10 protein-coding genes are annotated in these 9,663 nt (G+C 63.3%); 8 read left to right on the forward strand and 2 right to left on the reverse strand.

All coding sequences use genetic code 11. The features are described 5' to 3' along the window. Positions 1-172: 172 nt before the first annotated feature. The 6 genes from DY926_RS14050 (at position 173) to DY926_RS14075 (ending at position 5,778) form a co-directional block, all read left to right on the forward strand. Positions 173-916, forward strand: a complete 744-nt coding sequence (locus DY926_RS14050) for a TlyA family RNA methyltransferase (RefSeq protein ID WP_116703934.1) — start codon at positions 173-175, stop codon at positions 914-916. Between the two features lie 105 nt (positions 917-1,021). Further along, the gene (gene rlmN, locus DY926_RS14055) at positions 1,022-2,263 is read left to right on the forward strand and encodes a 23S rRNA (adenine(2503)-C(2))-methyltransferase RlmN (RefSeq protein ID WP_116703942.1); all 1,242 of its coding nucleotides are present in this window, start codon (positions 1,022-1,024) and stop codon (positions 2,261-2,263) included. Positions 2,264-2,377: 114 nt separating this feature from the next. Beyond that, on the forward strand, positions 2,378-3,607 hold the full coding sequence (locus DY926_RS14060; protein WP_116703935.1) for an argininosuccinate synthase: 1,230 nt from the start codon (positions 2,378-2,380) through the stop codon (positions 3,605-3,607). Positions 3,608-3,650: 43 nt separating this feature from the next. Next, positions 3,651-4,148: an FKBP-type peptidyl-prolyl cis-trans isomerase gene (locus DY926_RS14065; protein ID WP_116703936.1), complete on the forward strand. Its 498-nt coding sequence runs from the start codon at positions 3,651-3,653 to the stop codon at positions 4,146-4,148. Between the two features lie 200 nt (positions 4,149-4,348). Further along, on the forward strand, positions 4,349-5,344 hold the full coding sequence (gene trpS / locus DY926_RS14070) for a tryptophan--tRNA ligase (protein ID WP_116703937.1): 996 nt from the start codon (positions 4,349-4,351) through the stop codon (positions 5,342-5,344). A gap of 17 nt (positions 5,345-5,361) precedes the next feature. After that, positions 5,362-5,778 (forward strand): secondary thiamine-phosphate synthase enzyme YjbQ, encoded by a 417-nt coding sequence (locus DY926_RS14075; RefSeq protein WP_116703943.1) that lies wholly within the window; start codon positions 5,362-5,364, stop codon positions 5,776-5,778. Between the two features lie 18 nt (positions 5,779-5,796). On the opposite strand, the gene fghA is transcribed toward DY926_RS14075, so the two are convergent. Both fghA and DY926_RS14085 read right to left on the reverse strand, forming a co-directional pair. Next, positions 5,797-6,657 carry an S-formylglutathione hydrolase gene (gene fghA / locus DY926_RS14080; RefSeq protein WP_116703938.1) on the reverse strand — a complete coding sequence of 287 codons (861 nt, stop codon included), beginning with the start codon at positions 6,655-6,657 and terminating at the stop codon, positions 5,797-5,799. Between the two features lie 4 nt (positions 6,658-6,661). Beyond that, complete coding sequence (locus tag DY926_RS14085; protein ID WP_116703939.1) at positions 6,662-7,777, reverse strand: S-(hydroxymethyl)glutathione dehydrogenase/class III alcohol dehydrogenase; 1,116 nt, start codon at positions 7,775-7,777, stop codon at positions 6,662-6,664. A 243-nt stretch (positions 7,778-8,020) separates the two neighbouring features. Between DY926_RS14085 and DY926_RS14090 the strand changes: the two genes are divergently transcribed. Both DY926_RS14090 and DY926_RS14095 read left to right on the forward strand, forming a co-directional pair. Further along, on the forward strand, positions 8,021-8,896 hold the full coding sequence (locus tag DY926_RS14090; RefSeq protein WP_116703940.1) for a bestrophin family protein: 876 nt from the start codon (positions 8,021-8,023) through the stop codon (positions 8,894-8,896). 82 nt (positions 8,897-8,978) lie between these two features. Beyond that, on the forward strand, positions 8,979-9,575 hold the full coding sequence (locus DY926_RS14095) for a CarD family transcriptional regulator (protein ID WP_116703941.1): 597 nt from the start codon (positions 8,979-8,981) through the stop codon (positions 9,573-9,575). The last annotated feature ends 88 nt before the right edge of the window (positions 9,576-9,663 follow it).

The raw sequence follows: 9,663 nt of genomic DNA on the forward strand, positions 1-9,663 counted from the left end.
CGTGCGTTTCCGCCCCATGACGCTGCCCGACCGCTTCATCGACCACAACACCCAGGCCGCGCAGTACCATGAGGCCGGGCTTGATGCCCCCGCCATTGTCGCGACCGCACTGTCTGCCCTGGGCGTGCCGCAGACAAGACAGATGGCCTGAAGGCCGGAACGGGCACCGCGCATGGCAAAACGTCGAGTCGATCAGATGCTGGTGGACCGGGGGCTGGTGGAAACCCGCACGCGTGCGCAGGCGCTCATCATGGCCGGTCAGGTCTATACATCCGACCGGCGCATCGCCAAGGCGGGTGACCAGATACCCGAGGATGCACCGCTGACCCTCAAGGGGCAGGACCACCCGTGGGTGTCACGCGGGGGGATCAAGCTGGCACATGGGCTGGAACATTTCGGCCTATCGCCTGCGGGCCTGACCTGTCTGGATGTCGGTGCATCCACCGGCGGCTTTACCGACGTGCTGCTGCATGAAGGCGCACGGAAGGTCTATGCCGTTGATGTGGGCCACGGCCAGCTTGCATGGAAACTGCGCAGCAACACCGAACAGGTTGTCGTGCTGGAAAAATGCAACGCCCGCGCGCTGGACACCACCCTCATTCCCGAACCCATTCAGGCGCTGGTATGTGACGCAAGCTTCATCGGGCTGCGCACGGTGCTGCCTGCCGGGCTGGAGCTGTGCGTGCCGGGCGCATGGGCGATTGCGCTGATCAAGCCGCAGTTCGAGGCCGGGCGGGACGCGGTTGGCGCAAAGGGCGTGGTGCGCGACCCGGCCGTGCATGAAGCGGTATGCGAGATGATCGGCCAGTGGTGGTCCACCCTGCCGGGCTGGCGCGTGCTGGGCATCGACCCCAGCCCCATTACCGGCCCCGAAGGCAACCGGGAATTCCTGATCGCCGCGCGCAAGGACGGCTGATCGGCGGTCGCATCCGGCCCCCCGCCTGTGATACACAGGCGGGAACATGGGGAAGGTGCTTCCCCTTCCCCCTGAAATGACATGAAGAACATAGGCAGCCCCGCGATGTCCGCAGCCCCCGCAATTCCGCCTACCCTGTCACGCGACGGGATGGCGGCCGCGCTCCTGAATGATGAGGAACGCACGCGCATCCGCGCCAAGTCGGCCCAGTTCGCGCCCCCCACCGCCGCCCTGCCCGATGGCAGGCGCGACCTAGTGGGGCTGTCGCGTGAGGAACTGACGGACATCATGGTGGAAATTGGTGAAAAGCCATTTCGCACCAAGCAGTTGTGGCACTGGATCTACCATCAGGGCGTGACCGACTTCTCACGCATGAGTTCCATCGCCCGCCCGTTGCAGGAAAAACTGGCCGAACGCTTCATCGTCGGACGTCCCGGCGTGGTGACGGAGCAGACGTCGCAGGATTCTACGCGCAAGTTCCTGTTCCGCTTCCGCGACGGGCAGGAAGCCGAGACCGTGTACATCCCCGACCGGCAGGAAGACCGGGGGGCCGTGTGCATCTCGTCGCAGGTGGGCTGTACGCTGTCATGCACCTTCTGCCACACCGGCACGCAGGCGCTGGTGCGCAACCTGGGTGCTGCCGAGATCGTGGGGCAGTTCATGGCCGCGCGCGACAGCTATGGCGAATGGCCCAGCCCGAAGGGGGAGACGCCGCGCCTACTCTCGACCATCGTGCTGATGGGCATGGGCGAGCCGCTGTACAATTACGATAACGTGGCCAAGGCCATGCGCATCATCATGGATGGTGAGGGGATCGGGCTTTCGCGCCGTCGCATCACGCTGTCCACATCCGGCGTGGTGCCGATGATGGACCAGTGCGGGGCGGAACTGGGCATCAACCTGGCCGTGTCGCTGCATGCCGTGCGTGATGACCTACGTGACGAGATCGTGCCGCTCAACCGCAAATATCCCATCCGTGAAGTGATTGCCGCATGCCGCCGCTATCCCGCCGCCAGCAATGCGCGCCGCATCACGTTCGAATACATCATGCTGCGCGACATCAATGATAGCGAGGCCGACGCCCGTGAACTGGTGCGCCTGATTTCGGGCATTCCGGCCAAGGTGAACCTGATCCCGTTCAACCCGTGGCCCGGCAGCAGCTACCGCCCCTCCACCCGCGAACAGCTTGAGCGGTTTGCGAAAATCGTGATGGATGCGGGCTTTGCCTCCCCCATCCGCATGCCGCGCGGGCGCGACATCCTTGCGGCATGCGGGCAGCTTCGCACCGAAAGCCAGCGCCTGCGCCGCGCCGCGCGCGAGGATGCCGCCACCGATACGGTGGAATGACGTAAAAATCCCCCTTCACTTCTGGTCGCGCGCGCCACGGGATGCTACGAGGGCATGCCGTCGGCTTGCCGGCATATTATTGTCAAAAGTTCTTTCGACAGGAGACTTCTCCCCATGGCCGCCAAGGATGTCAGGAAGGTCGTGCTCGCATATTCGGGCGGTCTTGATACTTCCGTGATTCTGCGCTGGTTGCAGACCACCTATAACTGCGAGGTCGTGACCTTTACGGCTGACCTTGGCCAGGGCGAGGAACTGGAACCCGCCCGCCGCAAGGCCGAAATGTTTGGCGTGAAGGAAATCTTTGTCGAGGACCTGCGCGAAACCTTCGTCAAGGACTTCGTCTTCCCCATGTTCCGCGCCAATGCGCTGTACGAGGGGCAGTACCTGCTGGGCACGTCCATCGCCCGCCCGCTGATCGCCCAGCGCCAGATCGAGATTGCCGAACAGGTCGGCGCCGATGCCGTGGCCCATGGCGCCACCGGCAAGGGCAACGACCAGGTCCGTTTTGAACTGGCCTATTACGCGCTCAAGCCCGACATCACGGTCATCGCGCCGTGGCGTGAATGGGACCTGACCTCGCGCACGCGCCTGCTCGCCTTTGCCGAGGAACACCAGATCCCCATCGCCAAGGACAAGCGCGGCGAAGCCCCGTTCTCGGTCGATGCGAACCTGCTGCACTCCTCCTCCGAAGGAAAGCTGCTGGAAGACCCGGCGGTCGGCCCCGAGGAAATCGTGTTCCAGCGTACCATCTCCCCCGAGGCCGCGCCGGACAAGGCCACCGAAATCACCATCGATTTCGTCTCGGGCGATCCGGTTGCGATCAATGGCGTGGCCATGTCCCCCGCCACCCTGCTGACCCGCCTGAACGAACTGGGCCGCGATAACGGCATTGGCCGCCTTGACCTGGTGGAAAACCGTTTTGTGGGCATGAAGTCGCGCGGCATTTACGAAACGCCGGGCGGCACGATCCTGCTGAGCGCGCACCGCAGCATCGAGAGCATCACGCTCGACCGCGAGGCCATGCACCTCAAGGACAGCCTGATGCCGCGCTATGCCGAGATCATCTATAACGGCCTGTGGTTCTCGCCCGAGCGGCGGATGCTTCAGGCGCTGATCGACCAGAGCCAGCATTCCGTGACCGGCCGCGTGCGGCTGAAGCTGTACAAGGGCAACGTGATCTGCGTAGGTCGTGAAAGCCCCAACAGCCTGTATGACACCCGTGTCGTCACGTTCGAGGATGACGAGGGCGCATACAACCAGGCCGACGCGCAGGGCTTCATCCGCCTCAACGCACTGCGCCTGCGGCTGGGTGCGAAGATCGGCCGCCGTGGTGGCGCGCTCTGATTCCGTCGTCTTCCCTTCCTTCCCAACTTCTGGCCGAGGTGTCATGAAACGTTCTTCGCGTGTCATTCCCCTTCTTCTCGCGGCTGCCCTGGCCATGCCACTGGCGGCGTGCGGCGGCGCGAAACAGGATGATCAGCCGGAGCTGACGCCCGCGCAGTTCATGGACAACGTGCGCAAGCAGTCCGGCGTGCAGACCCTGCCCGACGGGCTGGCCTACAAGGTCCTGAAGTCCGGGCCGAAAGACGGGGCACAGCCGACCATCAATGACAGTGTCATGGTCATCTACGAAGGGCGGCTGCCCGATGGCGGCATCTTTGACAGCTCCGACCAGCATGGCCATGGCGCATACATGCAGATGCCGCTGGAAATGGTGATCAAGGGTTGGCAGGAAGCCGTGCCCATGATGCATGTCGGTGATACGTGGATGCTGTACGTGCCGCCTGAACTGGGTTACGGGCATAAATCCATGGGCATCATCCAGCCCGACAGCCCGCTTATTTTCAAGATCCAGCTTCTGGGCGTATCCCGCTCCGGCCATTAAGCCTTCAAAAGCCATTCATCCCATGGGTGAATGGCTTTTTTACTGCATGACACGGGTCGGATAGCGCCCGACCGGCGGGACAAGGACGGGGCATGGCGGGGCGCGCCCGATGACACGGCTGCGCCCTGCCCCAACTTATTACCTGTCCTGACCGGCCCCCATCTTGACCACCATGGGCAAAAAAACGGAAAACGCTTTTCATGAAACGCCTATTTTCCGGCATTCAGCCGACCGGTATCCCGCAACTTGGCAATTACCTGGGTGCGATACGCAACTGGGTTGCCCTACAGCGCGATCATGAATGTATTTTCTGCTTGGTGGACATGCACGCCATCACCACATGGCAGGAGCCCCGGACCCTGCGCCAGCAGACCCTGGCGCAGGCCGCCGTCCTTCTGGCATCGGGCATTGATGTGGAACGCCACATCCTGTTCAACCAGTCCGCCGTCAGCGCGCATGCGCGGCTGGGGTGGATATTCAACTGTGTCGCGCGCATCGGCTGGCTCAACCGCATGACGCAGTTCAAGGACAAGGCAGGCAAGGACCGGGAGAAACATTCCGCCGGGCTGTATGTCTATCCTGACCTGATGGCTGCCGACATCCTGGCGTACAAGGCCACGGTCGTGCCGGTGGGCGATGACCAGAAGCAGCACCTTGAACTGACCAACGACATTGCCCAGAAATTCAACCACGACTACGGGACCGAGTTCTTCCCGCAGGTTGATGCCCTGATCCCGCCGCAGGGCGCGCGCGTGATGAGCCTGCGCGATGGCAGCAAGAAAATGTCCAAATCCGATCCCTCCGCCCAGAGCCGGATCGAGATGACGGATGATGCCGATGCCATCGCGCTCAAGATCAAGCGCGCCAAGAGCGATTCCGAACCCCTGCCTTCTGACGAGGCAGGGCTTGAAAACCGCCCCGAGGCCCGCAACCTTGTCACCATATATGCCACCCTGTCGGGTGAGAGCGTGGGCGATGTGCTGGCCCGCTTTGGCGGCCAGGGTTTCGGGCCGTTCAAGACGGCGCTGACCGAGGTGGTGGTCAATGCCGTCACCCCCATCGCATCGGAAACGGAACGCCTGCTGAAGGAACCCGGCTTCCTGTGTGATACACTGCGCGCGGGCGCACGACGCGCCAACGAAATCGCGGAACCCATCGTATCGGAAGCGGAGTCTCTGGTCGGCTTCCTGAAATAGGCATGAAAGGCGGCGCCATGCGCCAGGCATTGCACAACCTTCAGGTTACGACCCGTGGCAAGGGGCTGGTCCCCATTGACCGGCCCGTACTGGACTGGGTGCGGCAGAGCGGGATTGAAACCGGGCTGCTGACCCTGTGGTGCCGCCACACCTCCGCCTCGCTTACGGTGCAGGAAAATGCCGATCCCACGGTGCGGGAGGATATCGAACGCTATTTCGAATCCCTCGTGCCTGAAAACGGGCGCTACATCCATGAAGATGAAGGCCCGGACGACATGCCCGCCCACCTGCGCACGATGCTGACCAATACGCAGCTTTCCATACCCGTGGCGGATGGCCGGCCCGTTCTGGGCACGTGGCAGGGGCTGTACCTGTTTGAGCATCGCCGCCGCCCCCACCGGCGCGAGATCGTGCTGCACCTGATTGGTGAGTGACCCCGCGCCGGGCGCGCGCTAGCCGCCATTCAGTATGGCGGCGTGATGCGCGATATGGTCGGCAACGAAGGTCTGGATGAACCAGTAGGAATGATCGTACCCGGCATGCAGGCGCAGCGCCAGTTTCTGGCCCGCCTGCCGTGCCGCATTCTCGAACAGTTCCGGGCGGAGCTGCTCGCGCAGGAACTGGTCCGCCTCGCCCTGGTCGATCAGGATTTCGGTCGGGTGAGTATGACCTGCCTCAAGCAGGCATGTCGCATCCTGCGCCGCCCATGTCGCACGGTCGGAACCAAGATAGGCGGAAAACGCTTTTTCCCCCCACGGCACGACGGCAGGATGACAGATGGGGGCGAAAGCCGAGACCGACTTCCACGCCTGCGGCGCACGCAGCGCATGCACCAGCGCGCCATGCCCGCCCATGGAATGGCCCATTATGCCGCGCCGCGTGTCATCAACCGCAAAACAGGTCCGTACCAGCTCCGGCAGTTCGTGGCTGATATAGCTGCCCATGCGGTAATGCGCGCGCCACGGCTCACGCGTGGCGTCAAGGTAGAAGCCCGCGCCGCTGCCAAGGTCATAGGCATCATCTTCCCCCGCAACACCCGCGCCGCGCGGTGAAGTATCGGGAGCGACCAGCGCCAGACCATGCCGGGCGGCAAAGCGCACGGCGTTGGATTTGATGAGGAACGTCTCCTCCGTGCAGGTCAGGCCCGCCAGTACGAACAGTACCGGCACCTTTTTCCCCGCCAGCGCACGCTCGGGCAGGAACACGCCAAAGCGCGCCTCCAGCCCGAGCGTGGCGGAAGGATGGCTGTAAAAGCCAACCCGACCGCCACAGCTTGCATGTTCCTCACGCGTGGTGATGGCTGTACCGTTCATGTGCTCAGAACTCGACAACCGTGCGGATGCTCTCGCCCTTCGCCATCATGTCGAACCCTTCATTGATGCGCTCAAGCGGCAGCTTGTGGGTAATCAGGCTGTCGATGTCGATTCGGTTTTCCATGAACCAGTCCACGATCTTCGGCACGTCGGTCCGCCCCCGCGCACCACCGAAAGCCGAACCGATCCACCGCCGCCCGGTCACGAGCTGGAAGGGGCGCGTGCTGATTTCCTGCCCCGCGCCCGCAACGCCGATAATGGTCGAGACACCCCAGCCACGATGGGCACATTCCAGCGCCTGGCGCATGAGCGTGGGATTGCCCACACATTCGAAGGAGTAATCCACCCCGCCGCCGGTCAGTTCCACGATATGGCCGACCAGATCCCCATTGGGGCCAAGGTCTTTGGGATTGATGAAATCGGTCAGGCCGAATTTGCGGGCAATGGCCTCGCGCTCGGGGTTGATGTCGATGCCGATGATACGGTCGGCCCCGACCATTTTCGCGCCCTGGATCACGTTCAGCCCGATCCCGCCCAGACCAAACACCGCAACCGTGCTGCCAGCTTCGACCTTGGCGGTGAACAGCACGGCGCCGATGCCGGTGGTCACGCCGCAGCCGATGTAGAACACCTTGTCAAACGGGGCGTCGGGCCGGATTTTCGCCAGCGCGATTTCGGGCAGGACGGTATAGTTCGCGAAGGTGGAACAGCCCATGTAGTGATGGATCGGCTGCCCCTTGAACGAAAAGCGCGACGTGCCATCGGGCATGAGCCCCTTGCCCTGCGTGGTGCGGATGGCGGTGCACAGGTTGGTCTTGCGCGACAGGCAGGACTTGCACTCCCGACATTCGGGCGTGTAGAGCGGGATCACATGGTCACCGGGGCGCAGGTGGCGCACGCCGGGACCGACCTCCCTGACCACGCCCGCGCCTTCATGGCCCAGAATGGCGGGGAACAGCCCCTCCGGGTCGGCACCGGACAGGGTGAACTTGTCGGTATGACACAGGCCGGTGGCCTTGATTTCGACCAGAACCTCCCCCTCACGGGGGCCTTCAAGCTGAACCGTCTCGATTTCCAGCGGTTTGCCGGCTTCAAAAGCCACGGCTGCCCTTACATCCATAACCAGTCTTTCCCTGAATTCGTTTGCAGGCCGGTGGGCCCACACCATTTCGTTACGATTAAGGGCATTGGAGGGCATGTCGTCAATGCCGCCAGAGCCTTACCCACCCATATGCCGCTTCAATGACAAATCATGCCATGGCCCCGCGCGCATGCCCGCAGGCCGGTATGGATATGGTATGCAGCACTGACAGGGGGCCGGTTACGGGCCCCATGGGTCCAACATCTTTGCCGGGAACACCATATGGTCATTGATCGCAGGATTGGCTTGTGGATCCTGATGCGTGAGAGCCTGCTCTCCCTGCTGCTTTTATGTGCGTGGGATGTGATCGTGGTGGTCATGTTCCAGGTTTTCCATCAGGACTGGATGGAACAGCCCGCCCTGCCCGTCTCCCTCATCGGGTCGGCGCTGGTGCTGTTCATGAGCTTTCGCAACAACAGCGCCTATAACCGCTGGTGGGAAGGGCGCACCCTGTGGGGCGCGGTCACCAACAACAGCCGCTCCTTCGCCCGGCAGGCGGGCACGATCCTGCGCGGCTGCCCCGATCTGGCCCGCGCCATGGCGGCCTACCCCTATGCGCTGCGCGGGGCGCTGGCGCGGGTGGATGCGAGCGAGGACATCATGCGCCTGCTGCCCGATTCCATGAAGCCGGGCATTGAAGGCCGCGCGAACATTCCCGCCGCCATCCTGTTCCAGATCGGGCTGCGGGTGGATGCCGAATCACGCAGGCTGGGCATTGATGGCGCATTGCAGGGACAGATCGACCGCATCCTGTCGGACATGAGCAATGCGCAGGGCGGGCTGGAACGCATCCGCAACACGCCGCTGGCCATCCAGTTTTCCGTCCTGCCCAAGGTGGTCGCGGTGGTGTTCTGCATCATCCTGCCACTTTCCATGGTGCAGACGCTGGGGTGGATCACGCCGCTGGGGTCATCTCTGGTGGGGCTGCTGTTCGTTGCACTCGACAAGATCGGCAACGACCTTCAGGACCCGTTCAGCATGACCCCCCATGGCATGCCCATGCTGACCATCTCGCGCACCATCGAGATCGACCTGCTCCAATCCTGCGGCCTGCCCGCCCCCGCGCCACTGGCGCCCGTACGGGGCGTGCAGGGCTGATACGGGATCAGTGGATGATGCCGCCCGGGTGCCGGCGGGAAGGGATCAAGACAGAAGGGGGAATTTATGCTATACTGCCTCCATGAGCATGTTCAGAACTACCCAGAAGGGCACTGTGACCGATGCGATGGCCCGGACGGCCGCGGCCACCACGGCAGCCGAAGCAAAGTCCAGCAACACCGTGAAAGACGAAGATCCATTCCGTGAGGGCGATGCCATCGTCTATGCGGCGCACGGGGTCGGGCGTGTTGACCGGATCGGCGTTGACGAAATTGCCGGGACGAAGCTGGAAATGATCCAGATCTCCTTTCCCGGCAACCAGATGACGCTGCGCATCCCCCTGTCCAAGGCGCGCAAGTCGGGCCTGCGCAAGATCGTCTCGCGTGAGATCGTGGACAAGGCGATGGCCATCATCAAGGGCAAGCCGCATGTCAGCCGTGGCATGTGGGCCCGCCGCGCCGTCGCGTATCAGGAAAAGATCAATTCGGGCGATCTGGTCCAGATTGCCGAAGTCCTGCGCGACCTGCGCCGCAACGTGGACAGCCTTGACGGCAGCTTCAGTGAGCGCAAGCTGTTTGAGGCGGCACAGGAACGCTTCGTGGCGGAAGTTGCCGTGCTGGAAGGCAAGGAACCGACCGAAGTGCTCGAAAAGCTGACCGAGGTCATGAAAGCGGCCTGATCCCCGCCTTCCGGCCCCCTGACCCACCCTGCCCGCCGGCCCCTGTGCCGGCGGTTTTGCTATGGGCAGGGCGCACACCCGCGTACCC

Source organism: Komagataeibacter melaceti, from assembly GCF_003403295.1.
GTDB lineage: Bacteria > Pseudomonadota > Alphaproteobacteria > Acetobacterales > Acetobacteraceae > Komagataeibacter > Komagataeibacter melaceti.

Coding starts and splice junctions, on each gene's coding strand:
- DY926_RS14050 (WP_116703934.1), top strand. CDS start 173: ATGGCAAAACGTCGAGTCGATCAGATGCTGGTGGACCGGGGGCTGGTG.
- rlmN (WP_116703942.1), top strand. CDS start 1,022: ATGTCCGCAGCCCCCGCAATTCCGCCTACCCTGTCACGCGACGGGATG.
- DY926_RS14060 (WP_116703935.1), top strand. CDS start 2,378: ATGGCCGCCAAGGATGTCAGGAAGGTCGTGCTCGCATATTCGGGCGGT.
- DY926_RS14065 (WP_116703936.1), top strand. CDS start 3,651: ATGAAACGTTCTTCGCGTGTCATTCCCCTTCTTCTCGCGGCTGCCCTG.
- trpS (WP_116703937.1), top strand. CDS start 4,349: ATGAAACGCCTATTTTCCGGCATTCAGCCGACCGGTATCCCGCAACTT.
- DY926_RS14075 (WP_116703943.1), top strand. CDS start 5,362: ATGCGCCAGGCATTGCACAACCTTCAGGTTACGACCCGTGGCAAGGGG.
- fghA (WP_116703938.1), bottom strand. CDS start 6,657: ATGAACGGTACAGCCATCACCACGCGTGAGGAACATGCAAGCTGTGGC.
- DY926_RS14085 (WP_116703939.1), bottom strand. CDS start 7,777: ATGGATGTAAGGGCAGCCGTGGCTTTTGAAGCCGGCAAACCGCTGGAA.
- DY926_RS14090 (WP_116703940.1), top strand. CDS start 8,021: ATGGTCATTGATCGCAGGATTGGCTTGTGGATCCTGATGCGTGAGAGC.
- DY926_RS14095 (WP_116703941.1), top strand. CDS start 8,979: ATGAGCATGTTCAGAACTACCCAGAAGGGCACTGTGACCGATGCGATG.